Raw genomic sequence first — 26,088 nt, 5'->3', positions numbered from 1 at the left:
GCGGGTGCGCAGGGCGGACGGGAGGCCCGGGGCACGTCGGTGGGTCCGGCTAGCGTTCGGGACATGGTCACCTCGTCGTGCTGCGTGCCGGGTTGCGCTCGCCCCGCTGCGGACGCACTCGCGGGCGTGCCCCTGTGTGCGACGCACGTCACGCTGGTGACCGAGTTCGCGGCTGAGCGCGTCGGTGTCGAGGACGCCCTGTCGGGACCGTGCCCGGTGTGCGGATCCCGCGTCGGGGTGCGGTTCCCGACGGCGTTCGTCTGCGCACGGTGCGAGTGGCGGTGGGGCGACGTGCCCGACGGTGACCTCGCTCCCCCGCGGGTCGACGTCGTGTACTACCTGCGGATGCGCGACGACTTCGGCGACCGGGTGAAGATCGGCACGACGATGAACCCGAGGCAGCGGCTGGCAGCGATCCCGCACCAGGACCTCCTGGCGTTCGAGCGGGGCGACCGGTCGCTCGAACGTCGGCGGCACGCGCAGTTCGCGGCCACCCGGTACCCGGGCACCGAGTGGTTCCGGGCGACGCCGGAGCTGCTCGCGCACGTCGATGCCGTCGCCGCCGGTGTGGACGACCCGTGGGACCTGCATGCCCGGTGGACGAGCGAGGCGCTCGCCCTGCGCGGCTGAGCGGAGCGGGCCGGAGCGCCTCCGCGCCGTCGGCCCGCCCACGCCGGTCAGGCCGCGCGGAGCATCCGGTCGGCGGTGCGCAGGGACAGCGCCATGATCGTCAGCGCGGGGTTCGCGATGACGGCGCTCGGGAACACCGAGTTGTCGGCGATCCACAGGTTCGGGACGTCCCACGAGCGGCCGTCGGGGTCGACGACCGAGGTCTCGCGGTCCGCGCCCATGCGGGCCGTGCCGATGGTGTGCGCGGTGCGCTCGAGGACCCGGATGTCCTTGCCCCCGGCGGCCTCGACGATGGTCGTCATCGTGCGGACCGCGTGGCGGCGGATGGCGTCCTCGTTCGCGCCCGGGGTGAACGAGACCCGGGCGCGTGGCACGCCGTGCTCGTCGACCTCGTCCGCGAGGACCAGCCGGTTGTCGTCGTAGGGCAGGCACTCGGCGTTGATGCCGACGCCCGCCGAGTGCGGGTAGTCCTGGAGCGCCCGCACGAGCTCGGCGCCGCGCAGGCCGCCACCACGGACGAGCGTGTTGGCGAAGGTCTGCGGCTGCACGCCGAGGCTCTGGATCAGGTACCCGCCGGCGAAGTCCGCGTCGGCGGGGCGGACGAAGTCCTCGGTGATGATCGATGACGGGTAGCCGCGGTAGGACCGCATCGACTCGTCGAACCGTGCCCAGACCTGGGTGGCGCCGTGCGCGGTGAAGTTCCGGCCGACCTGGTCGTTGCCGTTCGCGAGCCCGGTGTGCAGCAGCAGGCGCGGGGTCTCGATGCCGCCGGCGGCGAGCACGAGGGCACGGCAGCGCTGCCGGTGCTCGCGGCCGTCGTGGGTGTACAGCACGGCGTTGACCTCGCCAGCGGCGTCGAGTTCGATGCCGTGCACGAACGAGTCCGGCCGGATCTCGGCGCCGAACGCCACCGCCGCAGGCAGGTAGGTGGTGTCCATCGAGACCTTCGCGCCGTTGCGGCAGCCCTGGTGGCACGAGCCGCAGGAGACGCAGGCGTGCCGGAGGCCGTGGTGCTCCTGGTGGCGGTCCTCGGTGGTCAGGCCGACGGGGGCGTCGGTCGCGGTGATGCCGGCGGCCGCGGCCCCGCGCATCATCATGTCCGAGGAGGCGTTGCGCGCCGGCGGACGCATCCGGTAACGGCGCGACGGGTCCCACGGGTAGTGCTCGGGTCCGGCGACCCCGACGTCGTGCTCGACCTGCTCGATCCAGCCGGTGAGGTCGGCGTGGCTGATCGGCCAGTCCTGTCCCTGGCCGCTCTCGGAGCGCAGGCGCAGGTCGTGCTCGCTCGGGCGCGGTGTGAACGCACCCCAGTGCAGCGTCGAACCACCGACCCCGGTGCCGCTGTTGTTCGGGCCGAACGCCGTCGGGGCACCGCCGCCGCTCAGCCGCTCGTCCATCCAGTTGATGTCCCCCGGGGCGGCGACCTCGTCGGGCACGTGGTCGCCCGGCTCGGTGTTGCGACCGGCCTCGAGGGCGACGACCCGCAGGCCGCGTCGGGCCAGGGAGGCCAGCAGGGGCGCTCCGCCGGCTCCGGTGCCGACGACCACCACGTCGACGACGTCGTCGTTGCCGTGGGTGCGCTGTCCGTCGAGTCTCATCGTGCTGCTTCCGTCGTCGTGGTGCCGTGGTGGGTGTCGTCGTGTGTGTCGTCGCGGGTGCGCTCGCGGCGGTCGGGTGCCGCTGGTTCCCAGGCCTCGCGCTGGTCGGCGGCGAGCAGCTGGAAGCCCTGCTTGCGGACGCCGTCGCCCCCGTTCGCGAAGCCGTCGAAGTCGATCGCCGCCATCGTCGCCGGGTGCGCGACCCAGTGCTTCACGAGGTCGACACTGGCGTCCTCGTACCAGGCGCGCAACTGCTCGGCGTCCATCACGGCGTCCATCACGTCGTCGTGTCCGGCACCCCGCACACCGTCGGGGCGGTACCGTCCGGCAGCCACGTCCTGCAGGGCGCTGTCGAGCACCCCGTCCTGTGCCGGGCCGGCCAGCACGTCGAGCGCTGCCCGGTACGCCTCGAGGTCGGTGGGCATGCCGTCGACGCGCCATCCGTCACCGAGCCCCGCGGCGAGCTGGTCGTCGACGCGCAGCGCGAGGTCGACCTGACGGTCGCCCGGCTGCGGCACGACGATCCGAGCGACCGCGCGGAGGGTCTGCAGTTGCCGGGCGGTGAGCGCTCGCGGCTCGGCGGTCGGGTCGTCGGGCAGCGAGCGGGCCGCCAACAGCGAGCGCATGCGGGCGCTGACCCGCGGCGAGGCGATCACGCGCGCGAGCTCCACCGGGACCACGGGAGCCCCGGTGAACCGGCGGGTCCAGAAGTCGCGGATGCGGTCCGCCACCGCCTCGGGCTGCTCCCACGGCAGCAGGTGTGCGGCACCCTCGACGACGTGGAGCTCCGAGTCGGGCCAGTGCGGCAGCGTCAGGCGACGCTGCGCCTCGGCGTCGAGGTCGCCGTCCTCGGCACCGGCGAGCACGAGCGCCGGCACGGGGTTCGGGGCTGCGTCGGACCAGTCCTCGCGGCTGCCGCGCGTGAGCCACGCCGTCCACGCGCCGGGGTCGGCGCGCTCGACGTCCTGCACGGCAGTCGTGTGCCGCTCGGGCGCCAGGGTGGACGCAGTGTTCGCGTCGACGAACTCGGCGGCGTGGGCCGCGCTGATCGGGCCGTCCGCCGCCCAGGACAGCATCGCGGCGCGGCGGTCGTCGTCCATCGGTTCGGGCGCCAGCGGCGAGGCTGCGAGCAGTACCACGGCACGCAACCCGAACAGGCCGTTCGCGCCGGACATCGTGCGGTCCGCGACGACCGTGGCGACCTTGCCGCCCATGGAGTGACCGACCAGCACCCACTCGCTCGCGCCGCTCGCGCCGATCGCGCGCTCGACGAGCACGGCCATCTCCTCGACGGTGGTGCCGGACGACGCCGGGCTGCGGCCGAAACCGGGCAGGTCGATGCCGATGAGTTCGAGGTCGTCACGGATCAGGGCGCGGCGGAGCAGGGCGAACTCCTCGGAGCTCGCCCCCAGCGCGTGGAGGCAGAACGCAGGGGTCACTCCTCTTGCCTACCGGTCGCTCCGCGACGGACCCAGGCGGCGTGTACCCCGTCGGTCGATCTTGTCCCCCGATCGGTCACCGTGCGTACGCGTCCACGAAGAGGTCGCCACGGATCTGCCGCAGGGTGTCAGCGAGCCGGTCGACCGTGCGGCCGGAGATGCCGGACACCTGCAGGTCGTACGGCCCCAGCGCCGGCAGGCGTCCGGTGCGGATGCGCACGACCTCCCAGCCGACGGCGCGGACGGCGCGGTCCTTCCTGCGGTCGGTGTCCTGCCGCGGGCCGACGTGCTCGAGGCCGTGGCGGCCGGTCGAGTCGTACTCGATCGCGACGCGCAGCTCGGGCAGGATGATGTCCGGCCAGACCTCGACGTGGTCGAAGAACGGCCGGTCGAGGCGGATCGCGGAGTGGTCGTAGGTGAACGCGAACCGGTCGGACAGCGCCGCACGCAGCTCGGCCTCGACCGCGGACGCCGTCGCCGGGGCGCAGACGCTCGTGAAGGACTCGCCCGAGGGCAGCCGCGGGGTCTTCGGGCAGATCGTGCGGGGCACCGGCTGGCTCGGGCGTCGCGGCGTCCCCGCCACCGGTCGACGTGCGCGGGTGCGGCTCGAGGCGACGGCACCCGCCGGGGTCCCGCGGGAGGGCGCTGCCGGCAGGGTCTGGCGACCGGTGGCCCGGACGACCCGCTGCGGGACCGGTACCTGCGACGGCCAGTCGGACGGCAGGACCGGCCAGCGCTGGGGCTGCGCCTGCACCGCGCACTCCGGGCACCACACCGAGCGCCGGCGTTCACGACCCGGCCGGGAGCGCTGTTCGGCCGGCGTGGCGACGAAGACGTGGCCGACGTCGCACTCCCACGTCAGCAGCACCTCGGCCGCCGGCGGGACCTGGGTCAGGACGACGCCGTGGTTCCAGTCCGGGTGGTACTGCCGGATGAGCACCGGGTACGGCGCCCAGTCGGCGCGGAACTGTCCGACGGCGTACGGGACGGACTCGCCGCGCGACCACTGTCGGCGGCGCCACCACGCGTCGACGGGTTCGGCCACGTCCACACGCTAGGCACCGCCACCGACACTGCGGGAACCCGGGGTGCGCTCAACCTGCCAGGGCCTGCTTCGCGTAGGCGACGAGCGCGTTCGCATGGCCGTGGCCGAGCCCGTGCTCGGTCTTCAACCAGGCCACCACCTGCATGTGCGGGTGGTCGTCGAGCCGCTCGGCGACCAGGTCGAGCCACTCCTGGACCGGGCGGCCGGAGGTCTTCTCGATGCTCGGGAAGTACGACGCCGGCCCCTTCGGCTTGCTGCCGTCCGCCGGGGACGCCGGAGCGGTCACGCGGTGCGCTGTCATGGCAGAACAGTACTGCGCAGCCGGCGTCACGGAACGTCATGCGCGCGGCGACTGTGACTCCGCGTTCCGCCCCGTAGCGATGTGTTGCACGGTGCGTTGTCCAGGGACCGCGACCCTTCTACGGTCGCGACATGACCGACACCAGAACGGGACTGCCCCGCGACGCGACCAGTGCCGTCGCCGGCACCGACGGGGTCGACGCGACCGGCGTCGACCACGCGGCCGGAACGCCGGGCGCACCACGGGCCTCCCGGCCGACCGTCGCGACCGACGCGACCGACACGTCCGTCGACGCCGCCGGACGCGCCGCACTCGACCGACCCGTCCTCCCGCTGCGGCACCCGCTGCGCTGGATCGCCGCGGCCGTCGTACTGGTGGTGCTCCTGAACTTCGTCGAGACGCTGTTCACGAACGAGTCGTGGGGCTGGCCGGCCGTCGGGAAGTGGCTGTTCAGCCCGGCGATCCTGACCGGCCTGCAGCTCACACTCGTCGCGACGGCGCTCAGCGCGGTCATCAGCTTCACCGGCGGCATCGTCGTCGCGATCGCCCGGCTCTCGCGCAACCCGGTGCTGTCCGGGCTGGCGTGGGGGTACGTCTGGCTGTTCCGCTCCGTGCCGCTCATCCTCGTGCTCGTCTTCCTGTACAACCTCGGGTCGCTGTACCCGACGATCGGCATCGGGATCCCGTTCGGGCCGCAGGTCGAGGTCACCACGGCCAACGTCCTCGGCGACCTGGCCATCGGTGTGATCGGCCTGAGCCTGAGCGAGATCGCCTACGCGTCCGAGATCGTCCGCGCCGGCGTGCTCGCCGTCGACCACGGCCAGCACGAGGCCGCGCAGGCCCTCGGCCTCCCCGGCGTCGCCAGTTCGTGCGGGTGATCCTGCCGCAGGCACTGCGGTCGATCGTGCCGGCGTTCGTGAACCAGGTCGTCGGGCTGCTCAAGGCGTCGTCGCTGCTGTTCTACGTGTCGCTGCTCGACCTGTTCGGCGTGGTGCAGAACCTGTCCAGCACCTACCCGACCGACATCATCCCGCTGCTCGTCGTCGCCACGCTCTGGTACCTCGCGCTCACCAGCGCGGTCTCGGTCGTGCAGTACTACGTCGAGCGGTGGACCGCCCGCGGCTCGGTCCGGGCGTTGCCGCCCACGCCGTTCCAGCGGGTGCGGGCCGCCGTGCGTCGCGGTTCCGGACGTGGGTCGGGACGACCTGGAGGCCCGGATCACGCCCGGCAGGCCGCCTCCGCCGCGCGCGGGGTCGCATCCGGCCCCGGTTCCACCATCGACGACAGGACCATCTGATGAGCGCAGCGATCAGCATCCAGGGAGCCGTCAAGGCGTTCGGCGACACGGTCGTCGTCGACGGCGTCGACCTGTCGTTGCCGTCCGGGAGCGTCACCGTGGTGCTCGGCCCCTCCGGGTCCGGCAAGTCCACGCTGCTGCGCGCGATCAACCACCTCGAACCGCTCGACCGCGGCGTGGTCACGGTCGGTGGCGAGACGATCGGCGTCCGGCTCCGGACCGGGCGCGACGGGGTCCCCGCTACAAGGAACTGCCCGAACGCCTGATCCTGCGGCAGCGGTCGCGGATCGGCTTCGTGTTCCAGCACTTCAACCTGTTCCCGCACCTGACCGCGCTCGAGAACGTGGCCGAGGGACCGATCGCCGCCGGGGTCCCTCGTGCGGCGGCGCATTCCCGTGCGGCGGCCCTGCTCGAGCGCGTCGGGCTCGGCGACCGCGCCGACACCCGGCCGCGGCAGCTCTCCGGCGGGCAGCAGCAGCGCGTGGCCATCGCGCGGGCACTGGCGCTCGAGCCGTCGGTCGTCCTGCTCGACGAACCGACCTCGGCGCTCGACCCGGAGCTCGTCGGCGAGGTGCTCGGCGTCATCCGGGGTTGGCGGACACGGGCACCACGCTCGTCATCGTCACCCACGAGATCGCCTTCGCCCGCGAGGTCGCCGACCACGTCGTGTTCCTCGACCACGGCCGCGTCGTCGAGCAGGGCTCCCCGCCCAGGTGCTCGACGATCCGCAGCACGCTCGCACGCGGGACTTCCTGTCCCGCGTCCGCTAGACGCCGTCCCTTCGACCTTCCTTCTTCCCCTTCCACCCGATCCCAGGAGAACCATGTCCCCCACCACCCCCGCACGCTGGCGGAACCGCGCCGGCGCCCTCGTCCTCGCCACCGGAGTCGTCGTCGCCCTCGCCGGGTGCGCCACGTCGGCGTCCGCCGGCTCCGGCTCCGGCGCGTCAGACGGCACGGTCACGATCGGCGCCGCGTCGAACGGTGCCGCCACCGAGACGAAGGTCACGGTCGACGCGGACGAGAAGCTGCACGACGAACTCCCCGCCTCCGTCAAGAAGTCCGGCAAGCTCGTCGTCGGCATCGGTGCGCTGCCGGCAGGGTTCCCGCCGCTCGCGTTCACCGGCGACGACCAGAAGACGCTGACCGGCTCCGAGCCCGACCTCGGCAGGCTCGTCGCCGCGAAGCTCGGCCTCGAGGCCCAGGTGCAGAACACCACGTGGGACAACCTGTTCGTCGGGATCGACGGCGGCAAGTACGACGCCGGGTTCTCGAACATCACGGTGACCGAGCAGCGGAAGGAGAAGTACGACTTCGCCTCGTACCGCCAGGACAACCTCGCGCTGCAGGTGCCGGAGGACTCCTCGTTGACGTTCGACGGCGACCCGTCCGTGCTCGCCGGCAAGACCGTCGCGGTGAGCTCCGGTACCAACCAGGAGCTCATCCTGCTCGGTTGGAAGGCCGACCTCGCCAAGCAGGGCAAGACGATCACGATCAAGTACTACCCGGACGGCAACGCCGTGGAGCTGGCGCTCGACTCCGGCAAGATCGACGCCTACTTCGGGCCGAACCCGACGGTCGCGTACCAGAACACGTTGAGCGCGGACGGCGCGAACCCGACGAAGACCGCGGGCACGTTCTCCGGCGCGGGCGGGGACCTGCAGGGGCTCATCGCGGCGACGACGAAGAAGGACAGCGGGCTCGCTGAACCCATCGCGGACGCCATCGACGAGCTGATCGACGACGGCACCTACGCGAAGTGGCTGAAGGCCTACAACCTGTCGAACGAGGCCGTGCAGCACTCCGAGGTCAACCCCGAGGGGCTGCCGCTCGACGCGAGCTGAGCCGGGCTCGTCCGGGGCGGGCTTGGCTCGGAACGACTCCCTCGATGTCGCACGACGTCGAGGGAGTCGTTCTGTGCGCGTGCACCGTCCGACATTCCACGAGGTGATCAACGCGTGCATCGTCGGAACATGCACGCGCACTCGATGCATGTGCAAAGGACGACGATCCACCTGACGATCAACGCGTGCATCGTCGGAACATGCACGCGCACCGGCCGCAGGCGCACCGACGCCGAACGACATCGTCGACGTCGTGCGACGACCACGATGTCGCTCCGTGCAGGCGCCACCGGTTGCACGCGCGCACGAACGACGAGCCCGATGTCGTGCGACATCGAGCTCGTCGTTCCGGGGCGACACGGACCAGTACGGTCAGCGCACCCCGGCACCCACGCCAGCCCCCGCACGCGCAGCAGCAGCACCAGCAGCACCCCGCGCCGCCCACTCCGCCGCGAGCAGCTCGTACGAGCGCACCCGGGCGTCGTGGTCGTGCGTGATCGTCGTCACCAGGAGCTCGTCCGCGCCCGTCGCCCGCTGCAGGACCTCGAGGCGGTCAGCGACAGCCGCAGCATCGCCGACGAACCGGGTGGCGAGCCGATCGGCGACCGACCCTGCCTCCGCCGCAGCGAGCGGCGCAGCACGTGCCGCGGACGGGGTCGGGTACTCGATCGCCCCGACGCCGGAGCGGATCGAGTACACCCACTCCGCGTACCCGATCGACAGCTCCGCGGCCTCGGCCTCCGTGCGCCCGACGACGACGTCCGCCGACACGATGACGTGCGGTGCGTCGAGCACCCCCGGGCGGAACGCGTCGCGGTAGGCCTGCACCGATGCCAGGACCGTGCCGGGCGACGTGTGGTAGTTCGCGCCGTACGGCAGTCCGAGTGCTCCGGCGACCCGGGCGCTCTCGCCGCCGGTCGACCCGTGGATCCACAGTTCGACGGACGCTCCTCCTGCCGGCGGCGCCTCGACGACGGCGCCGTCCCGCGACCAGGTGCCGGCGAAGAGCTCCCGGACGAGCGACAGCTCGCCCTCGAACCGGTCGACGTCACCGGGGACGCGTCCGAGCAGCTCCCCTGCAGGGCGAACCGGCTTCCCGGTGCGATCCGGAAGTCGAACGGTGCGGGCACGAGCAGTCCGTCGACGACCTCGTCCGAGCGGGGTGCGAGCGACGGCAGCTTCGGGGTACTGGGTGCCGGCGCCCCGGAGCGGCCGAGCCCGAGGTCGATCCGCGGCCCGTACAGCGCAGCGAGGGTGCCGAAGGTCTCGGCGATCTGCAGCCCGCGGACGTTGCCGACGAGCGTCGCCGCACTGCCGACCCGGATCGTCGACGTGGCCGCGGCGACCGCCCCGATCACGATGGTCGGGGCGCTGCCCGCGACACCGGGGTTGAGGTGGTGCTCGGCGAGCCAGTAGCGGGCGTACCCGGCACGTTCCGCGGCGACGGCCAGGTCGACGGTGCGGTGGAGCGCTGTGGCTGCGGACGACCCGGCGGTGACCGGCACCAGGTCGAGTACCGAGAGCGGGACGGAGCGAGCGGCGCTCACGAGGCGTCCTTCCACGCGCCGGTCAGCTGGTCGAGCCGGGTGTCGGCGCCGAACACGATGCCGTGCACGTCCGTCGCCGGCGCGATGATGCTGGTGAGTTCGTGCACCGGGACGAAGTCGACCTGGGACGCGATGCGCCGCTGGATCTCCCCGAAGGTCGCCGAGCGGTCGGCCGCCGACGACTGCGACAGCTCCTTCGTGAAGAGCGCGTCGAGCGTCGGGTCCGACGCACCGATCGACTGGGCACCCGAGCTGGAGAACTTCGACCGCAGGACGTCACCGTCGGCGCGCGAGCTGTTGTCCCACGACAGGTCCCAGTCGCCGCTCGTCAGGTTTGCGAGGTACCGCGGCACGGTGCCGCTCTCGAGGGTGAGGCCGACGCCGATCTTCTTCAACTCCTGCTGGATGAGTTCGAGCGAGGTCTGGTTCGGCCCGAAGTTCGTGATCCAGATGAGCTTGAGCTGCAGCTTCTGGCCGTCCTTCGCGCGGATGCCGTCGGAGCCCTCCTCCCACCCGGCGTCGTCCAGGGCGGCCGCAGCGGCCTTCGGGTCGTACGCGGCCGAACCGGACGACGTGTCCGCGTACCCGGGCGTCGTCGACCCGAGGACCGAGCCCGCGACCTTGAACAGGTCGTTGAGGGACGTGTCCCGCACGGTCTTCGGGTCGACGGCCTGCGCGATCGCCTTCCGGACGACCAGGTCGGACACGACCGGCCGCTTCTGGTTGAACGTCAGCCCGAACACCTGGCCCGGGTTGGCACGGGTGACGAGGTCGTACTGCGCCTGCAGGGTGTCGACGTCGCTCGGCTGCACGCTGCTGATCGCGTCGAGCTGCCCGGACTGCAGGCTGCCGGTGCGGACGCTCGCCTCGGGCACGACCTGGAACGTGACCTTCGACAGGTGCGCCGCCCCCGACCCGCCTCGGGCTGCGGGGCCCCAGTCGTACCCCTTTCGCTTCGTCAGGACCGTGGACGTGTTCTTCGTGTACGACTGCAGCGTGAACGGTCCGGTGCCGATCACGGCTTTCCCGTCGGCGCGGTCCTCGAACGGGGTCTCGGTCGTCTTCGGGGCGACGATGCCGAGGGCGACCGACGACGTGGCGTTCGGGAACGCGGCGTTCGGCGCCCCGAAGTCGACCTCGACCGTGTCGTCGTCGACGACCTTCGTCCCCGTGTAGCCGGAGAAGTACGCGGCGGCCGTGCTCGACGCGCCGGCCGAGGCGATGTCGTCGAAGGTGTCCTTGACGGCCGTCGCGTCGAACGCGGTGCCGTCCGAGAACGTGACGCCGGAGCGCAGGTCGAACGTGAACGCGGTGGCGTCGGCGTTCACCGAGTACTTGGTCGCGAGCCACGGCTTGAGCGAGCCGTCGGACGGGTCCTGCCAGAGCAGCGAGTCGACGAGCTGCCGGGTGATCGCCAGCGTGTCGTTGCCCGCGCCGGTGCCCGTCGGGTTGAGCGTGATCGGGTCGTTCGCGATGGCGTAGGTGAGCGAGCCGCCGTCGACGGGCTTCGACGACGAGGACGTCGACGCGGTACCGCCCGACGAGCAGCCCGCCATGACCAGGGCCGCCGCGGTGCCGGCCGCGATCGCGGCCACCAGACGGAACGGGGTGCGGTGGGTGGTCATGAGACTCCTTCGGTGGTGGGGACGCGCCGGGATCGTCCCGGGATCGCGTCGAGCAGTGCGCGCGTGTACTCGTGCTGCGGGTCGTGCAGCACCTGCGCCACGTCGCCGTGCTCCACGACGCGGCCGCCCCGCAGGACGGACACCTCGTGCGCGATGCGACGGACGACGGCGAGGTCGTGCGAGATGAACAGGTAGGAGACGCCGAGCGTCGACTGCAGCTCCGCGAGCAGGTCGAGGATCTGCGCCTGGACGGACACGTCGAGGGCGGAGACGGGTTCGTCGAGGACGACGAACGACGGGTCGAGTGCGAGTGCGCGGGCGATCGCCACCCGCTGCCGCTGACCGCCGGAGAGCTCCGCCGGTCGACGACCGAGCACGGAGGACGGCAGCGCGACGAGGTCGAGCAGCTCCGCCGCCCGAGCCGTACGGGACGGCCGGGTGCCGATGCCGAAGGCCGCGAGCGGGTCCGCGATCACCGCCCCCACCGACAGCCGTGGGTGCAGCGCCGCGTACGGGTTCTGCTGCACGATCTGCGCCCGTCGCCGGTACGCCCGCAGCGCCGCACCGCGGGCTCCGCCCACGTCGGCACCGTCGAACCGCACGCGGCCGGCGTCCGGGCGTTCGAGTCCGAGCACGAGGCGCGCGGTGGTCGACTTGCCCGACCCGGACTCCCCCACCAGCGCCAGGGTTCGGCCCCGCGGGACCGTCACGTCCACCCCGTCGACGGCGGTCACGCGGTCGAAGGACTTCCGCAGTCCGGTCGCGACGACGAGTGGGTCGCCGCTGTCCGTCGGGAGGCCCGTGGCACGTCCCACGGACGCGCTCACGTCGTCGAGACTGGGCGCCGCTGCGATCAGTGCGCGCGTGTACGCCTCACGGGGTGCGCCGAGCACCTCGGCCGGGGTGCCCTGCTCGACGATCCGTCCCTCGGACATCACGACGATGCGGTCGGCCCGGTCGGCGGCGACCCCGAGGTCGTGCGTGATGAACAGCACGCTCGTGCCCCGTTCGGCGACGAGCCGGTCCAGGTGGTCGAGGATCGTCCGCTGGACCGTGACGTCGAGTGCGCTCGTCGGTTCGTCCGCGACGAGCAGCTCCGGGTCGCCGATCAGGGCGATCGCGATGAGCACACGCTGCCGCATGCCGCCGGACAGCTCGTGCGGGTACTGCCGCGCGCGGAGCTCCGGACGGTCGATGCCGGCACGGCGGAGCTCCTCGACGGCGCGTTCCCGGGCCTCGGCACCGGTGGCGAGCCCGTGGATCCGGAGCACCTCGGCGACCTGGGTGCCGATCCGCGTCACGGGGTTGAGCGACACCGTCGGGTCCTGCGGCACGAAGCCGATCCGCACGCCGCGCACGGACCGTACCTGGCGGTCCGTCGCGGTGACCAGGTCGAGGTCCCCGGAGCCGTCGGCCGCCCCGGAGAGCCGCACCGTGCCTCCCGTCAGGTCCGCCGCTGCGGGCAGGAGCCGGAGGACCGCGTGCGCCGTCGTCGACTTGCCCGAACCGGACTCGCCGACGATGGCGACGCGCTCGCCGCGGCCGACGTCGAGCGAGACGCCGTGGAGCGCGGTGCGCGCACTGCTGCCGCGACCGTAGGTGACGGTCAGGTCCCGGATGCTGAGCAGGCTCATCGGACGGCCCTCCGTTCGGTGTCGAGTGCGCGCGCGACGCGGTTGCCGGCGAGCACCGTGACCGCGATCACGAGCCCGGGGATGGTCGTGAGCCACCACGAGGACGCGATGAAGTCGCGCCCGGTGGCGACGAGCGAGCCCCACTCGGGCTGCGGTGGCTGCGCGCCGTAGCCGAGGAAGCTCAGGCTCGAGACGGCGAGGATCGCGGTGCCGAACTCGAGGGCGGCGAGCACCAGGACGGGACCGGCCGCGTTGGGCAGCACGTGCACGAGCAGCACGCGCCACCAGCGGTTGCCGTTCGCGCTCGCGGCCTCGACGTACGGCGCGGTGCGGACCCGGACGACCTCGGAGCGCATGATGCGGGCGATCGTGGCGATGCTCGCGACGCCGACCGCCACCGCGACGTTCACGGTGCCGAAGCCGAGCACGGTGACGATCGTCAGCGAGAGCAGCAGGCTCGGGATCGCGAGCAGGACGTCGGCGACGCGCATCAGCACGGCGTCGACGACCCCGCCGACGAAACCGGCGACGAGCCCGACGAGCGAGCCGCCGACCAGGCCGATGACGATCGCGAGGACCGCGGCCTGCAGCGTGAGCGCGGTGCCGTGCACGACGCGGGCGTACAGGTCACGGCCGAGCTGGTCGGTGCCGAACCAGTGCGCGGCGTCGGGAGCGGTGAGCCGCGCGGCCGGATCGGCGGCGAGGGGATCGTGGTGGGTGAGCGCTCCGGGCAGGAGCGCGGCGAGCACGACGAGGGCGATCCAGACGAGGGCGACGGTGAGCGTCGGGCGGGCGACGAGTGCACGGAGCGCTGTCGTGGTGCCGCCGGGGACGCGGTCGGGGACGCCTCCGGTGGCGAGCGACGCGGGGCGCCCGATGGCGAGCTGCGTGGTCTCGGTCATGCGGGGACCGCCTTCGGTTCGGTGGCGCTCGAGGGGTCGCGCCGGACGGGGTCGCGCCGGGCGTCGCGCCCGGTGTCGCGCCCGGTGTCGCGCCGTCGTGGTCGCGGAGCTTCCGACGGCTGCCGGCGACCACGACGCGCGGGTCGAGCAGCGGGTACACGAGGTCGACGACCAGGTTCACGACGACGAAGACCGCGGCCGCGAGCAGCACGATGCCCTGCACGACGGGGATGTCCTGCTGCTGCACGGCGGTGGCGGTGACCCGACCGAGGCCCGGACGGGAGAACACCGTCTCGGTGACGACGGTGCCGGAGAACAGCTGCCCGACGATGAGTCCCGTCACGGTGAGTGCGGGCAGCGCGGCGTTCTTGAGCGCGTGCCGGAGCTGCACCCGCCACCGCCCGGCACCCTTGGCGTACGCGGTGTCCACGTACGGCTCGCGGAGGGTCTGGACGAGGGACTTCGACAGCAGCTGGGCGATCGTGGCACCGGTCGGCAGCGCCAGGGTGATCGCCGGCAGGACGATCGATGCCGGGCCCTCGCCGCCGAACGCCGGGAAGACGTGCAGCCCGAACGAGAACCACTGCACCAGCAGCAGCGCGAACCAGAACCCGGGGACGGCGACGCCGACCGGGGGCAGCTGGAGCAGGAACTGGCCGAGGGCCCGGTTCCGGGTCCAGGTCGCCAGGACCGCGACGCCGCCGCCGAAGACGATCGCGAGCACGAGGCCGGCGACCGCGATCTGGGCGGTCGGCGCGATCGCTTCACCGATGACGTCGGCGACCGGTCGACCGACCCCGATCGAGCGACCGAGGTCGCCGGTGAGCAGGGCGCCCAGGTGCTGGACGTACTGCACGAGTACCGGCTGGTCGAGGCCGTACTGGTGTCGGAGCGCGTCGAGCTGCGCCGCCGTCACGTCGGTGGCGTCCGGACCGACCATGATCCGGGCCGGGTCGCTCGGCAGCACGTACAGGACGAAGAACGAGATCGTCCACGCCGCCCAGAGCACGAGCACGGCCTGGCCGATGCGGGAGAGCACGTAGCGGGTCATGCGGCGACCACCCCCTGCGGCGTCGGCGCCGGGGTCGGAGTCGGCACCGACCGAGCCGTCCGCGCCGTCCATCCGAGCGCCGGTGCGACCTCCGCCACGACGTCCGAGACGATCTGCTCGTACTCGTCACCGGCGAACTCGTAGGGCAGCTCGATCCGGAACTCGTCGACCTCGGCCAGCGTGGCGTCGTGCACGAGCTGCTCGACGATCTGCTCGGCGGGCCCCACCAGGTCGGCGGAGAACAGGGTCCGCCGCGGTCCCTGGGGCGCGGTCTGCCGTGCGAGACGGGACTCGTACCAGGCGCGGTACCGCTCGCGCGAGACCCGGTCGGCCGAGTCGGTCGGCACGACGCACCGGCCCCAGGCGACGCGGGGCGTGCGGCCGGTGGGCAGCGCGGCGCGGTACGCCGCGAGCTGGTTCCGCTGGGCGGTGCCGTAGTCGTCGGTGCCCTCGCCCGAGGTGAGGTTGCCGAGCAGCAGGTTGAGTCCGGAACTGCCGGCGAAGGAGGCCGACCGGAGCGACCCGCCGCCGTACCAGACCCGGTCGACCAGACCCGGTGCGTACGGCTGCAGCCGGGGGCGCTGGACGTTCCCGGGGCTCTGGATGACGGTGTCGTCCGCGCCGAGGAACGCGCCGCGCAGGTTCTCCACGAACCGGGACACCCGCCCGTACCCGCGGTCGAACGTGCGCCATTCGCCGTCGAACACCAGGTCGCCCAGGATCTCGGCGTGCGGCGATCCGGTGGACAGTCCGACCTGCAGCCGACCGTGCGACAGGACGTCGGCGAGCGAGAAGTCCTCGGCCAGGCGGAAGGGACTCTCCCACCCGATCGGCACGACGGCGACGCCGAGCTCGATGGCGGTGGTGCGCTGCGACGCCGCCGCCAGGAAGACCGCGGCCGAGCCGATGCCGTGCTCGAGGTGCCGGTGCCGGACCCAGGCGCCGTCGACGCCGAGCCGCTCGGCTGTGGCGAAGAGGTCGAGGGTGGCCTCGAGACCGTCGACGGGGGCGTCGTCCTCGAAGTTGCCGGGGACGAGGATCGCGAGGCTGGTGATGGTCACGCGAGCACCCCGGCGGACGCTGCCGCACGCGCCGGACCCGCCGAAGCGGCCGTGCGTGCGGCGGCCGAACGGTCGCGGATCGTGCCGGGCAGGTCGAGCGTCTGCCGGAGGGTCGCCCCTCGTCGTAGGACTGCCGGTAGACGCCGCGCTCCTGCAGCAGCGGGACGACCGTGTCGACGAACTCGTCGAGGCCGTACGGGTTGGTGTGCGGCACGACGATGAACCCGTCGGTGGCGCGCTCCTGCACGTACCGGTCGATCTCGGCGGCGATGTGCGACGCCGTCCCGACGAACCCGCCGCGGGTCGAGGCGCGGATGACGAGGTCGCGGATCGACAGGTGCTCGGCCTCGGCCAGGTCCCGCCAGGACTGCACCAGGGCGGGGACGTCGCGGGTGTGCCGTGCGCGCCCGCGGGTGATCGCGGTGCCCTCGTAGTCGGGCTCGATCGTCGGCAGCGGGCCGTCGACGTCGTACGACGACAGGTCGCGGTTCCAGACCTGCTCGAGGAACGCGATCGCCGTGGCCGGGCTGACCTGGGCGCGACGGATGGCGTTCGACCGTTCTTCGGCGTCCTCCGCCGACGAGCCGATCACGAACGTCGCGCCGGGCAGGATCAGCAGCTCGTCCTTCGACCGTCCGACCCGTTCGAGCCGCTCGGTGACGTCGCGGTAGAACGCCTGCGCGTCGTCGAACTCGGTGTGCAGCGAGAAGATCACCTCGGCGTTCGTGGCGGCGAGGTCGCGCCCCTCGTCGGAGTCACCGGCCTGCACGATCACCGGGTGCCGTTGCGGACTGCGGGGCACCGGGAACGTCCCGGTGACGTCGAACTGCGGGCCGTGGTGGTCGACGTCGCGGATGCGGGACCGGTCGGCGAACACGCCGTCCGCCAGCGCGCCGCCCGCGCCGGTGCCGGCGACGACGGCGTCGGCCTGCCACGAGTCCCAGAGCTCGCGGGACAGCGCGATGAACTCGGCAGCCCGCGTGTACCGGTCGGCGTGGTCGAGGAACCCGCCGCGGCGGAAGTTCGCGCCGTGGAACGCGTCCGAGCTCGTCACGACGTTCCACCCGGCACGACCGTCGGTCAGGTGGTCGAGCGTGGCGAGCTGCTTCGCGAGCTCCACTGGCTCGTTGAACGTCGTCTGCAGGGTGCCGACCAGACCGATGTGGTCGGTGACACCGGCCAGGGCGGCCAGGACCGCGAGGGTGTTCGGGCGCCCGACGACGTCGAGGTCGTGGACGCGGCCCTTCTGCTCGCGGAGCCGCAGGCCCTCGGCGAGGAACAGGAAGTCGAAGAACCCGCGCTCGGCGTTGCGGGCGAAGTGCTCGAACGACGAGAACGCGATCTGGCTCTCGGCGCGGTCGTCGCTCCAGATCGTGGTGTTGTTGACGCCGGGGAAGTGTGCGGCGAGGTGGACCTGACGCTTGGTGCTCATGCTGAGACCCCCAGAGAGGACGGACGGGCGTACCGGCTGACCGCCGGGGCGATGCCGAGCCGCGTGCGTAGGTCGGCGGTGGGACGGGACGCCACGTCGGCGCGGAGCCCGGCGGTGACGAGGGCGGGGACGAGCTGCCGGGCGATCGCGGTGCTGTCGATCGGGACGCGCAGGGGGCGGAGCCGGACGCCGGCGTAGCCGAGGCCCCGCAGGTCCCCGATCAGCGACACGAGTTCGGGCACCGTCGTCGCGAGCACGGACGTGTCCGACCCGGAGCCGACGGCGTACGGGGTGCCGGCAGCGGCGTCGAGCGCGGCGAGCTCGTCGGCCGCGGCAGCGGTCGAGGACCCGATCAGGACCGCGAGGTCGGCGAGGACCGGACGACGGACGTCGGACCCGGCCACCTGCTCGAGGTGACGGACCTCGTCCAACAGGTCCCGCGCCTCTCCCCACCAGCTCGGCCCGCCCGCCGCTTCGCGACGGTCGGGTACCGGCTGGCGTGGGCCCAGGCCGTCGTAGCCGGGCGTGACCAGCACGACGTCCGCAGCGTCCACGGCGAACGCCGCAGCGTCGGCGCGGTGCGCCAGCGAGAAGACCGGTGGACGGCCCTGCGGCGACCGCGGCACGATCGACGCGCCGTGGACGGACAGGTGGCGGCCTTCGTACTCGGCGTTGTGGATGCGGTCACGGTCGATGAACCGGCCGGTCGTGACGTCGCGGACGATCGCGTCGTCGTCCCAGCTGTCCCAGAGGCGGGAGACGACCTCCGCCGCCTCGCGGGCCTCGTCGAACAGCGTGGCCGCGTCGTCGCCGCCGGGTCGACGGCCGAACAGGGCCGCCTCGCGGGTTGTCGGACTCACCTGGATCCGCCACCCGGCTCGCCCCAGCGAGACGTGGTCCAGGGTCTGGAGGCCCGTGGCGACGTGGAACGGTTCGGTGTGCGTCACCGAGACGGTCGGCACCAGACCGACGGCGCGGGTCGCGGGGGCGACCGCGTTCGCGACGAGGAGGGCGTCGAGGCGTCCGACGACGGTGGTGGTGTCGAGGTCGTCGTCGGCAGCCGTCGGGCCGGCGGAGAACGAGTCCTCGATGGTGACGGCGTCGATGCCGAGCCGGTCCTGCTCGACGACGACCTCCCGCCAGTGCCGGAGGCTCGACAGGCGCTGCGCGGCCGGGCCGGCGACGCGCCAGGCGGCGGGGTGCCAGCCGGCGCCCTGCAGCGCAGTGACGAGGGTGATGCGATCGGGCATGGCAGTCCTCCTAGTGGTTGTGCGCGGCGTGGTCGGCGGCGGCGGGCGCCGGGGTCGCGTCGGCGGGGGTCGCGTCGGCCGGGGTCGCGTCAGCGCCGAACTTGAAGCCGAGCCGGCCGTGCGCGAAGCCGCCGCCGGCGCGGATCGCGGTGGCGACCCAGGCGGCCTCGGCGAGTTCGGCCTCGGTCGCACCGGCCGTCACCGCGCGCTGGCTGTGGCCGTCGATGCAGTAGACGCACTGCGTGGTGATGCCGACTGCGAGGGCGATGAGCTCCCGGTACTTGAGCGGGATCGCGCGGCCCTCGGCCTGGAACACCGACTCGTCGAACTGGACGAAGGCCTTGAGGATGTCCGGGGTCTGCTGCTTGTAGACCTTCGTGAAGGTCTTGTCCTGTTCGCGGTCGAGGTAGTCGGTCATGTCGGCGACGCTAGGGCGGTCAGGGCCCCGAGGCGACGGGTGTTGCGGACCGTGACCGGCGGTGTCGCCGTGTGACACGGTGCCGCCGGCCGGCCGTCACACGGCGTCACGCGCGGCGCGGGCGCGCGGTCCGCGCGGTCCGCACGGTGCGGCCTCCGTCGGTCGGTGCGAGGTTGCTCGCTCCGTGAGCGGCTGCGAGCCCGCACGGCGCGACCAACCTCGCACCAGATCAACGCACTCGCACCGTGCTGCGGCCCGGCCGCACCGCCGACCGCGCACGGTGCGCGATCAGAGACCGCGTGCGCGCGACGCGAACCGCCCGCGCAACGTCACGTCCTCGTACGACCGGTGGAACACCCCGCGTCGCTGCAGGATCGGCACAAGCTCGTCCACGACGGTCTCGAGGCCCCGCGGGAACTCGTCGATCATCAGGTTGAAGCCGTCGGCGGCACCGGTCCGGTACCAGTCCTCGATGGTGTCGGCGGCCTGCTCCGGGGTCCCGACGACGATCCGGGCGCCGTACCCGCCGAAACCCCGCAGCACGTCCCGCAACGAGGTGTTGTTGGCGCGCACCCACCGCACGACGGTCTCGTGGTAGCCGAGCGAGGGCCCGTAGGTGACCGGGTCGACCTCGCGGTCGAGGATCGCGGACGGGATCGGCGCGTCCTGGTCGAGCCCCGACAGGTCGGCGTCGAGGTGCGTCCCGAGCGCCCGGAGCGAGTAGCCGTCCGGCGCCAGGGCCTCGAGCTCGTCGAACCGCCGCTGCGCCTCGGCCTCGGTGCTGCCGAGCACGAGCGACAGTCCGGGCACGATCGCGACGTCCGATGCGCTGCGCCCGTACGTCTCGGCGGCGGCCTTGACGGCGCGCCGGTGCTCCCGCGCGGGTTCCGGGGTGAGTTCGACGGCGAAGACGCCCTCGGCGACGCGCGCCGCCAGGTCGCGCCCGTGCGGCGATCCCCCGGCCTGGAACACGACCGGGTGGCCCTGCGCCGACGAAGGGACCCGGAGCGCGCCCTCGAGGTCGAGGAACTCGCCGTGGTGCACGACCGGCTCCCCCGTCGCGGCGGACCGCCAGAGCGCCGTCACGAGGTCCACGAACTCCCCGCGCGGGCGTACCGCTCGGGCCGGTCGGGGTTCGTCGCGACACCGAAGTTCGCGGAGACCGAGCGGTCGTAGGTGGTGACGGCGTTCCAGGCGACGCGCCCGCCGGACACCGTGTCCAGCGACAGCAGCCGCTCGGCGACGTCGAACGGGTCGTTGTACGTCGTCGACGCGGTACCGACCAGCCCGAGGTGGCTCGTCGCATCGGCGATCGCCCCGAGCGCCACGAACGGCTCGAGCAGTCCGTACGCGCGGACGTTCGGATCGCCGAACGCCGGGTGGTCGGCGAAGAAGACCATGTCGAGCAGGCCGCGTTCGGCGGTGCGCCCGAGGTCGGCCCAGAACTCCGCCGTGAGCAGGTCGGTCGCGTCGACGTCCTGGGTCCGCCAGGCCGCCGGACGCTGCCCGAACCCCTGCAGGTTCACGCCGAGGATCAAGCCGGCGTCACCGCCTGCACCCGTCACGCGGTCACCGCCGCGGCGTCCGGCACGGCGAGCCCGAGCAGGGCGCGGAGCGTCGGACGTGTCGGTCGTGTCGGTCGTGTCGGTCGCGTCGGTCGTGGAGGTCGCGTCACGGTCGACCGGGAGGCCCGGTGCGGCTCCGCCCCGTCCGTCTCCCCGGCAGCGGTGCGAGCGGGTGCGCCAGACCGCCGAGCACGAGGTCCGCTCCGGGCACGTCGACGTCGTGCCAGACCGCGAGGACGGGTTCGCCCTGACGGCTCGACGGCGTCGTGAGCGGTCCGCGGACGCGGTAACCGTCCGGCCCGCCGTCGTGGTCGAGCGGTCGGATCCGGTCGGTGTGCGCGAAGACGCCCGACGCGCGGTCCCCGACGATGCTGTCGAGCGGCCAGGTGCGCCACAGCCCGCGGAGCACCCGGGCGAACTCGGCAGGGTCGTGCGGCGCGCCGGTGCTCGGGGCTCCGGTGCTCGGTGCGCCGTGGTCCCGAGCGCCGACGACGATGCCCACCCGGCCGTCCAGGACGTGGTCGAGCGAGAGCACCCGGCGGGCGACGTTGTACGGGTGCTCGCGGGTCGGTGCCACGGCGACGAGGAACCCGTGCTCCGGCAGGGCCCGGCCGAGGGTGAGCGCCGCGGTCGTCGGGTCCAGCCGGTGGCCGGTGCTCGTCAGGGGGTCGAAGCGATCGGTGCCGATCGCCACGACGGCGGCTCCGGAACCGACGATGCGGACCGCGAGTCGGGCGATGCCGCCGGGTGTGGCAGCTGCCGCGGCGAGGTCCGCGTCGGACACGGCGACGATGAGCGGTGCGACGGGTGGGGTCACGACGGTGCCTTCCGTTCCGGTGGGAGCGGCTCGCCACGGTCACCTCCCCAGCGTCCGTGGCGAGCCGGTGCACCGACCGTAGGTGCCCTGACCGTCCCGGTGCCCGCAGGTGTCGGTGGGTTGCTCCGCGTGACGGCTCGTTACGGCGGAGCCGTCAGCGGTCCAGTGGACTCGCCCCGTTGACGAGCAGGTCGGCGACGATGCGGCGCTTGTGCACGCGTGGGTTGTGCGACGCCAGGGTGCGGGCGTTCCGCCAGTGTCGGTCGAGGCCGAGCGAGCGGAACGTCCCCGAGGAACCGAGCGCGTCGAACACCAGCGTCGTCGCGTCGAGCACCGCGTCGGTGACGACCGTCTGGGCGCGCGCCACCGCGACCCAGCTGCGCTCGAGCGCCGCACGCAGCGTCGGGTCCGTCGACGGGTCCGCACCGGCCGCACGCAGGGCGGTGTGCCGGTCGACGGCCGCGTCCACCGGGCCGAGGCTCGCGGCGAACGCGGCGTCGGCGGCGTGCACCCGGGCGTCGACGGTGCCGATCACGCTCAGCAGCTCCGGATCGTGGGTCGGGTCCGCCGCGGTGCCGTTGTGGTGTCCGCGCGCCCGGGACCGCAGTGCCTCGACGCCTTCGCGCAGTGCAGCGCGGCCGATGCCGACCAGGATCGCGTGCATCACCGTCTGGTAGTACTGCTCCTGGTAGGGGTACCGGGTCGCGTACGGCAGCACCCGCTCGTCCGGCACCGGCACGTCGGTGTAGGTCACACTCCCGCTGCCGGTGATCCGCTGGCCGAAACCGTCCCAGTCGTCGCCGATCAGCACACCGGGGTCGGAAGCGTCGACGAGCGCGACGAACTTCGCGCCCGTGTCGTCGACCGCCAGCACCGTGATCCACCGGGCGTACACGCTGCCCGTCGAGTAGAACTTCCGACCGGTCAGCCGCCAGGACCCGTCCGGGTCGCGGACGATCCGCGTGGCGAGGTCGACCCCGGTCGTGTTCGGCGACTCGCTCCACCCGCCGCCGACGAACTCGCCGTCGCCGAGCCGCGTGACGATCGCACGGTCGAACGCGCTGCCCTCGGCGTGCACGCGGTCCTCGACGAACGAGAAGTGGTTCCGCCACACGTGTGCCAGGTTCGGGTCGACCTCGGCGATCTCGGCGATCGCGCGGAACACGTCGGACAGACGGGCACCGACCCCGCCCCACGCGACCGGTGTCCGCCACCGTGCGAAGCCGGCGTCGACGAGCCACCCGAGCTGCTCGGTGGCGAGACGTTCCTCGCGTTCCCGCTGGCGGGCGTCGAGACCGATCCGCTCGATCACGGGCCGGAGCGGCGCGACCAGCGCGTCGTAGCGGTCGTCGGCCGGGAGCTCACTCGGACACATGGCGGCACACTACCCAGGTGCGCGCGGCACGCGGCAGGGCGCCGCAACGCGGGGCAACGGAGCGCAACCGGACGTCACACGGTCCGCAGACGGCATCACCACACGATGCGCGCGAACTCCTCGCGGAGCCGTCGGGCCCGACCCGGGTTGACCTGCTCGACCCACCCGATGCGCCCCAGCAGGTGCGCCCGGAACTCCGGGTGTCCCGCGCGGTTCTGGGAGGCCGGCCCGTGCACGGCGGCGTTGTGCAGGATGGCATGCAGCCGGTCGACCTCGCGGCGCCCGGGCGAGGTGCGGTCGTTGACGACGACACCCGTGACCGACTGCCGGACCCCGCGGCGCCGCACCCGGGTCTTCGACGGGTTGAGGCGGTGCCCCTGCTCGGTCACGATCCGGTCGACGCCCCGCAGGAACGCGTCCGGTCGCGCGGCGAGCCGGTCGCCCCCGCTGAACGTCAGGTCGTCGGCGTAGCGGGTGTACACCGCGTCGACGGCGCTGGCCCACCCGGCCAGACGGGCGTCGAGGTGCCGCAGCGCGGTGTTCGCCAGCGCCGGCGACGTCGGTGCGCCCTGGGGCAGGTGCGCCGTCACCAACGCCTGGCGCAGCGCGTGGCGTTCCTCCGGCGAGCCGCCGGCGGGCATCGCGCTGAGCACGTGCACCGGCACCCGGTGGGTGCAGAGCCCGGTCAGCACGTGCGCGAGCGGTTCAGCGAACCCAGCGGCCCGGAAGACGCCGTAGACCGTCGGGGCGCTGACGCTCGCGAAGAACGACGTGAGGTCGGCGGTGACCACCACCTGCTGGCCGGTGTGCACGGCCGCTCCCGTGACGACGCTCCGCCCGGCCACGAACCCGTGCGCGGCGTCGTGCACGGGCAGCATCGTCAGGAGTTCGTCGAGGATCGTCCGTTGTGTGCGGCGGAGCATGTCCATCGGCTTCTCGAGCAGGCGCGGTGCTCGACCGGGTCGGGTGATCCACTCGTGCCGGTAGTGGTGGAGCGGGCTCGAGGGTCCGGAGCGACGGTTCCACGCGCGGGTGTCGGCGAGCCAGAGCAGCCGACCGACGGTGAGGTCGAGTGCCCGGGCGAGCTCGGGCAGGGTGTCGACGAGCAACGGGCTCGCGGTCTCCGGACGGGCACGCACCGCGGCGGCGCGGCGCACGAGCACCCGGACCGGCCGACGGTGCTCGCGCGACCGGTGCAGCGCGACGAGGCGCGGCGCAGCGGCGAGCACGGCCGCGAGCCGGCGCGGCGCGTCGACGGGCGGGCGCGGGTACGCCTCGAGCGCAGCACGGACGGCGAGCCCGACGTACGCGCGCTCGACGCCGACGACCACGTACCCGACGGCCGCCAGCTCGTCCGGCTCCCACCGCTCGGCCGTCAGGAACGCATCTGCCAGCGCCGCGGTGACGACGGAGAGGAGCGTGGGGTTCCCGGAGGACCTGTCGGTGCCTCCGTGCAGCGGCGCGCGCGGAGCGCGCTCGCCTGCTCGGGGCGTGTCGTCCTGCTGGTCCTGCGTGCCCCGGGGTGACCCCGGAGAGGTCGACGCGTCACGCGCGCCGGCCGCCTCCCCGGGAACTCCACGCGCTCACCCTACGGCGGACCACTGCGGATGCCGTGCCAGGATCGGCGGATGGTCTCGTACTTCCTGAGCCACGCCGAGGTCGTCGTGGAACCCGCAGAGCCGATCGAGTCGTGGCGGCTCTCCGCAGCGGGACGCGCACGAGCAGCGCGGTCGGGTCCGCTGGCCTGGGAGCCGGGCGTCCGGATACTCGTGTCGAGCACGGAACGCAAGGCCGTCGAGACCGCCGAGCTGCTCGGGGCCGCGGTCGGGCTCGTGCCCGCGCAGGATCCCCTGCTCGGCGAGATCGACCGCAGCGCGACGGGCTACCTGCCGCCGGCCGAGTTCGACGGTGTCGTCGACCGGTTCTTCGCAGAACCGACCCGATCGGTGCGCGGATGGGAGCGGGCCGTCGACGCCCAGGCCCGCATCGTCGGAGCGGTCCGGCGCCTCACTGCGGCGGGCGACGCGACCATCGTGTCGCACGGTGCCGTCGGGGCGCTGCTCCTCGCCGCCCTGACCGGAGCGCCGGTGTCACGCGCGCTCGACCAACCCGGCATGGGCAGCGTGTTCGCGTTCGACCCGCAGGCGTGGCGGGCGACGAGCACCTGGCAGCGCGTTCCCTCCGGCTGACGCACCCGCCGGCCGGCGCGCCCGCGGGCGGTGCGTGTGCATGTTCCGACGTTCCACTCGTTGATTAACGGGTGGATCGTCGTCTCGTGCGCACGCATCGAGTGCGCGTGCATGTTCCGACCAACCACGAGTCGATCACCTCGTGGAATGTCGGACGATGCACGCGCAGCGAACGACGCCGAGGACGTCGGACCGCGTCGGACCGCTCACGGCGACCGGGCGGCGGCGCGGTCCCCAGCGACACCGGTCAGGCGGGCAGCCGCTCCCCGCCTCGGCCGCGACGTCGAGCCGGTTCTCGGCCGGCGGCAGCGGGCACGTCGCGTGCGCGGTGTACGCGCACGGCAGGTTCGTCGCGCGGTTGAAGTCGATCCGGGTCGCGCCGGCGGCATCCGGGGCGGCGATGTCCAGGCTCCGGTTCGCGGCGTACGTCGTCACGCCGCTGGTGCGGTCGGTGAACAGGACGTGCAGGCCGTCGCCGTGCCCGTTGAACGCGAGCAGCGACCGCGGCCCGTCGAGGTCGAAGGTGAGGACGCCCGGGGCCGAGTACACGTGCTGCAGCCCGTCGACGACGGAGCCGACGGTGACCTCGCGCGGTTCGTCGAACGGTTCGAAGTGCGCGTCGACGACGAACCGGTCCGACGGCTCGTACGTCGGGGTGCCGGGGTACTCGGTCCGGGTCGGGTTGCCCGGGTGCCGGGGCCGGATGACGTCGCTGCCGCCACGACGGGCGACCTCGATGACGACGGTCTCGTCGCCGTCCTGCCACACGACGTTCGTGCTCGAGCGCTCGGGCAGTGGTCCGAAGCGGTGGGTCCCGGTGACCGACTGCCCGTCGACCGTGATGGCCTCGCCGTCGGCGAGCTCGACGACGGGTCCGTCCTCGCCCGTCGACCACGTGCCCGGGGCGTCGTCGAACCGCTCGGGCGTGCTCGTCAGCCACCGGATGCTCGTGATGGCGAGGAAGCCGTGCTCGCTCGCCCGGGCTCGTTCGTGGGCGTCGTGCCACGCCGCCCACTCGGTGTCGGAGTCGGGTGCGGTCGGCGTCGTCGTGCTCATGCCCCCGACGCTA

23 protein-coding genes and 3 pseudogenes are annotated in these 26,088 nt (G+C 73.2%); 6 read left to right on the top strand and 20 right to left on the bottom strand.

Going from position 1 to position 26,088, the window contains the following annotated elements:
- Positions 1–63: 63 nt before the first annotated feature.
- Positions 64–630 (top strand): GIY-YIG nuclease family protein, encoded by a 567-nt coding sequence (locus JN350_RS11635; protein ID WP_205462313.1) that lies wholly within the window; start codon positions 64–66, stop codon positions 628–630.
- Positions 631–677: 47 nt separating this feature from the next.
- Here JN350_RS11635 and JN350_RS11630 read toward each other — a convergent pair whose 3' ends face one another.
- The 4 genes from JN350_RS11630 to JN350_RS11615 form a co-directional block, all read right to left on the bottom strand.
- Positions 678–2,228: a GMC family oxidoreductase gene (locus tag JN350_RS11630; protein ID WP_205462312.1), complete on the bottom strand. Its 1,551-nt coding sequence runs from the start codon at positions 2,226–2,228 to the stop codon at positions 678–680.
- A complete protein-coding gene (locus tag JN350_RS11625; RefSeq protein WP_205462311.1) occupies positions 2,225–3,667 on the bottom strand; it encodes an alpha/beta fold hydrolase in 1,443 nt (480 codons plus the stop codon). The genes JN350_RS11630 and JN350_RS11625 overlap by 4 nt, the downstream gene beginning before the upstream one ends.
- Before the next feature lie 76 nt (positions 3,668–3,743).
- On the bottom strand, positions 3,744–4,712 hold the full coding sequence (locus JN350_RS11620; RefSeq protein WP_205462310.1) for a hypothetical protein: 969 nt from the start codon (positions 4,710–4,712) through the stop codon (positions 3,744–3,746).
- A gap of 49 nt (positions 4,713–4,761) precedes the next feature.
- Positions 4,762–5,013 carry a DUF4287 domain-containing protein gene (locus JN350_RS11615; protein ID WP_205462309.1) on the bottom strand — a complete coding sequence of 84 codons (252 nt, stop codon included), beginning with the start codon at positions 5,011–5,013 and terminating at the stop codon, positions 4,762–4,764.
- A gap of 131 nt (positions 5,014–5,144) precedes the next feature.
- On the opposite strand from JN350_RS11615, the gene JN350_RS11610 reads away from it, so the two are divergent.
- The 4 genes and pseudogenes from JN350_RS11610 to JN350_RS11595 all read left to right on the top strand — a co-directional run bounded on the left by JN350_RS11610 (position 5,145) and on the right by JN350_RS11595 (position 8,153).
- Positions 5,145–5,891, top strand: a complete 747-nt coding sequence (locus JN350_RS11610) for an ABC transporter permease subunit (protein WP_205462308.1) — start codon at positions 5,145–5,147, stop codon at positions 5,889–5,891.
- The gene (locus JN350_RS11605; protein ID WP_205462307.1) at positions 5,888–6,310 is read left to right on the top strand and encodes an amino acid ABC transporter; all 423 of its coding nucleotides are present in this window, start codon (positions 5,888–5,890) and stop codon (positions 6,308–6,310) included. The genes JN350_RS11610 and JN350_RS11605 overlap by 4 nt, the downstream gene beginning before the upstream one ends.
- Positions 6,310–7,080: pseudogene (locus JN350_RS11600) on the top strand (amino acid ABC transporter ATP-binding protein). Before JN350_RS11605 ends, JN350_RS11600 begins: the two are co-directional and overlap by 1 nt.
- A 53-nt stretch (positions 7,081–7,133) precedes the next feature.
- Positions 7,134–8,153 carry a transporter substrate-binding domain-containing protein gene (locus JN350_RS11595; RefSeq protein ID WP_205462306.1) on the top strand — a complete coding sequence of 340 codons (1,020 nt, stop codon included), beginning with the start codon at positions 7,134–7,136 and terminating at the stop codon, positions 8,151–8,153.
- Positions 8,154–8,525: 372 nt separating this feature from the next.
- On the opposite strand, the gene JN350_RS19475 is transcribed toward JN350_RS11595, so the two are convergent.
- From JN350_RS19475 to JN350_RS11525, 15 genes and pseudogenes are all read right to left on the bottom strand, one after another.
- Complete coding sequence (locus JN350_RS19475) at positions 8,526–8,981, bottom strand: LLM class oxidoreductase (protein WP_240347759.1); 456 nt, start codon at positions 8,979–8,981, stop codon at positions 8,526–8,528.
- A gap of 425 nt (positions 8,982–9,406) precedes the next feature.
- A pseudogene (locus JN350_RS19470) lies at positions 9,407–9,658 on the bottom strand (LLM class flavin-dependent oxidoreductase); the annotation flags it as partial.
- Between the two features lie 38 nt (positions 9,659–9,696).
- Positions 9,697–11,325, bottom strand: coding sequence for an ABC transporter substrate-binding protein (locus JN350_RS11585; protein ID WP_240347284.1), 1,629 nt, complete (start codon positions 11,323–11,325; stop codon positions 9,697–9,699).
- A complete protein-coding gene (locus JN350_RS11580) occupies positions 11,322–12,959 on the bottom strand; it encodes a dipeptide ABC transporter ATP-binding protein (protein ID WP_205462305.1) in 1,638 nt (545 codons plus the stop codon). The genes JN350_RS11585 and JN350_RS11580 overlap by 4 nt, the downstream gene beginning before the upstream one ends.
- A complete protein-coding gene (locus JN350_RS11575) occupies positions 12,956–13,693 on the bottom strand; it encodes an ABC transporter permease (RefSeq protein WP_461964423.1) in 738 nt (245 codons plus the stop codon). Before JN350_RS11575 ends, JN350_RS11580 begins: the two co-directional genes overlap by 4 nt.
- Entirely contained in the window at positions 13,587–14,912 is a 1,326-nt protein-coding gene (locus tag JN350_RS11570; protein ID WP_461962934.1) for an ABC transporter permease, read from the bottom strand. Before JN350_RS11570 ends, JN350_RS11575 begins: the two co-directional genes overlap by 107 nt.
- A complete protein-coding gene (locus JN350_RS11565; RefSeq protein ID WP_205462303.1) occupies positions 14,909–15,973 on the bottom strand; it encodes an LLM class flavin-dependent oxidoreductase in 1,065 nt (354 codons plus the stop codon). Before JN350_RS11565 ends, JN350_RS11570 begins: the two co-directional genes overlap by 4 nt.
- A gap of 178 nt (positions 15,974–16,151) precedes the next feature.
- Positions 16,152–17,405 (bottom strand): annotated as a pseudogene (locus JN350_RS11560) (NtaA/DmoA family FMN-dependent monooxygenase); the annotation flags it as partial.
- Positions 17,402–18,655: an LLM class flavin-dependent oxidoreductase gene (locus JN350_RS11555; RefSeq protein WP_205462302.1), complete on the bottom strand. Its 1,254-nt coding sequence runs from the start codon at positions 18,653–18,655 to the stop codon at positions 17,402–17,404. The gene JN350_RS11555 and the pseudogene JN350_RS11560, both read right to left, overlap by 4 nt.
- A 10-nt stretch (positions 18,656–18,665) precedes the next feature.
- Positions 18,666–19,073, bottom strand: coding sequence for a carboxymuconolactone decarboxylase family protein (locus tag JN350_RS11550; protein ID WP_205462301.1), 408 nt, complete (start codon positions 19,071–19,073; stop codon positions 18,666–18,668).
- A 288-nt stretch (positions 19,074–19,361) separates the two neighbouring features.
- The gene (locus JN350_RS11545; RefSeq protein WP_205462300.1) at positions 19,362–20,168 is read right to left on the bottom strand and encodes an LLM class flavin-dependent oxidoreductase; all 807 of its coding nucleotides are present in this window, start codon (positions 20,166–20,168) and stop codon (positions 19,362–19,364) included.
- On the bottom strand, positions 20,156–20,638 hold the full coding sequence (locus JN350_RS20905; RefSeq protein ID WP_205462299.1) for an LLM class flavin-dependent oxidoreductase: 483 nt from the start codon (positions 20,636–20,638) through the stop codon (positions 20,156–20,158). Before JN350_RS20905 ends, JN350_RS11545 begins: the two co-directional genes overlap by 13 nt.
- Positions 20,639–20,744: 106 nt before the next feature.
- Entirely contained in the window at positions 20,745–21,455 is a 711-nt protein-coding gene (locus JN350_RS11535) for an LLM class flavin-dependent oxidoreductase (RefSeq protein ID WP_205462298.1), read from the bottom strand.
- Positions 21,456–21,609: 154 nt separating this feature from the next.
- Positions 21,610–22,830 carry an acyl-CoA dehydrogenase family protein gene (locus JN350_RS11530; RefSeq protein WP_205462297.1) on the bottom strand — a complete coding sequence of 407 codons (1,221 nt, stop codon included), beginning with the start codon at positions 22,828–22,830 and terminating at the stop codon, positions 21,610–21,612.
- A gap of 95 nt (positions 22,831–22,925) precedes the next feature.
- A complete protein-coding gene (locus JN350_RS11525; protein WP_205462296.1) occupies positions 22,926–24,161 on the bottom strand; it encodes a reverse transcriptase family protein in 1,236 nt (411 codons plus the stop codon).
- Between the two features lie 297 nt (positions 24,162–24,458).
- Between JN350_RS11525 and JN350_RS11520 the strand changes: the two genes are divergently transcribed.
- Positions 24,459–25,019: a histidine phosphatase family protein gene (locus JN350_RS11520; protein WP_205462295.1), complete on the top strand. Its 561-nt coding sequence runs from the start codon at positions 24,459–24,461 to the stop codon at positions 25,017–25,019.
- A 135-nt stretch (positions 25,020–25,154) separates the two neighbouring features.
- Here JN350_RS11520 and JN350_RS11515 read toward each other — a convergent pair whose 3' ends face one another.
- On the bottom strand, positions 25,155–26,075 hold the full coding sequence (locus JN350_RS11515; RefSeq protein WP_205462294.1) for a DUF1684 domain-containing protein: 921 nt from the start codon (positions 26,073–26,075) through the stop codon (positions 25,155–25,157).
- Positions 26,076–26,088 lie beyond the last annotated feature (13 nt).

The sequence above is a fragment of the Curtobacterium sp. 24E2 genome (assembly GCF_016925595.1).
In the GTDB taxonomy this organism is placed as follows: domain Bacteria; phylum Actinomycetota; class Actinomycetes; order Actinomycetales; family Microbacteriaceae; genus Curtobacterium.
This window is presented reverse-complemented; position numbering and strand designations above follow the sequence as displayed.

Excerpts from the sequence above, each read along its gene's own strand:
- JN350_RS11635 (WP_205462313.1), top strand. The coding sequence starts at position 64 with ATGGTCACCTCGTCGTGCTGCGTGCCGGGTTGCGCTCGCCCCGCTGCG.
- JN350_RS11630 (WP_205462312.1), bottom strand. The coding sequence starts at position 2,228 with ATGAGACTCGACGGACAGCGCACCCACGGCAACGACGACGTCGTCGAC.
- JN350_RS11615 (WP_205462309.1), bottom strand. The coding sequence starts at position 5,013 with ATGACAGCGCACCGCGTGACCGCTCCGGCGTCCCCGGCGGACGGCAGC.
- JN350_RS11610 (WP_205462308.1), top strand. The coding sequence starts at position 5,145 with ATGACCGACACCAGAACGGGACTGCCCCGCGACGCGACCAGTGCCGTC.
- JN350_RS11595 (WP_205462306.1), top strand. The coding sequence starts at position 7,134 with ATGTCCCCCACCACCCCCGCACGCTGGCGGAACCGCGCCGGCGCCCTC.
- JN350_RS11585 (WP_240347284.1), bottom strand. The coding sequence starts at position 11,325 with ATGACCACCCACCGCACCCCGTTCCGTCTGGTGGCCGCGATCGCGGCC.
- JN350_RS11580 (WP_205462305.1), bottom strand. The coding sequence starts at position 12,959 with ATGAGCCTGCTCAGCATCCGGGACCTGACCGTCACCTACGGTCGCGGC.
- JN350_RS11570 (WP_461962934.1), bottom strand. The coding sequence starts at position 14,912 with ATGACCCGCTACGTGCTCTCCCGCATCGGCCAGGCCGTGCTCGTGCTC.
- JN350_RS11555 (WP_205462302.1), bottom strand. The coding sequence starts at position 18,655 with ATGCCCGATCGCATCACCCTCGTCACTGCGCTGCAGGGCGCCGGCTGG.
- JN350_RS11550 (WP_205462301.1), bottom strand. The coding sequence starts at position 19,073 with ATGACCGACTACCTCGACCGCGAACAGGACAAGACCTTCACGAAGGTC.
- JN350_RS11530 (WP_205462297.1), bottom strand. The coding sequence starts at position 22,830 with ATGTGTCCGAGTGAGCTCCCGGCCGACGACCGCTACGACGCGCTGGTC.
- JN350_RS11520 (WP_205462295.1), top strand. The coding sequence starts at position 24,459 with ATGGTCTCGTACTTCCTGAGCCACGCCGAGGTCGTCGTGGAACCCGCA.
- JN350_RS11515 (WP_205462294.1), bottom strand. The coding sequence starts at position 26,075 with ATGAGCACGACGACGCCGACCGCACCCGACTCCGACACCGAGTGGGCG.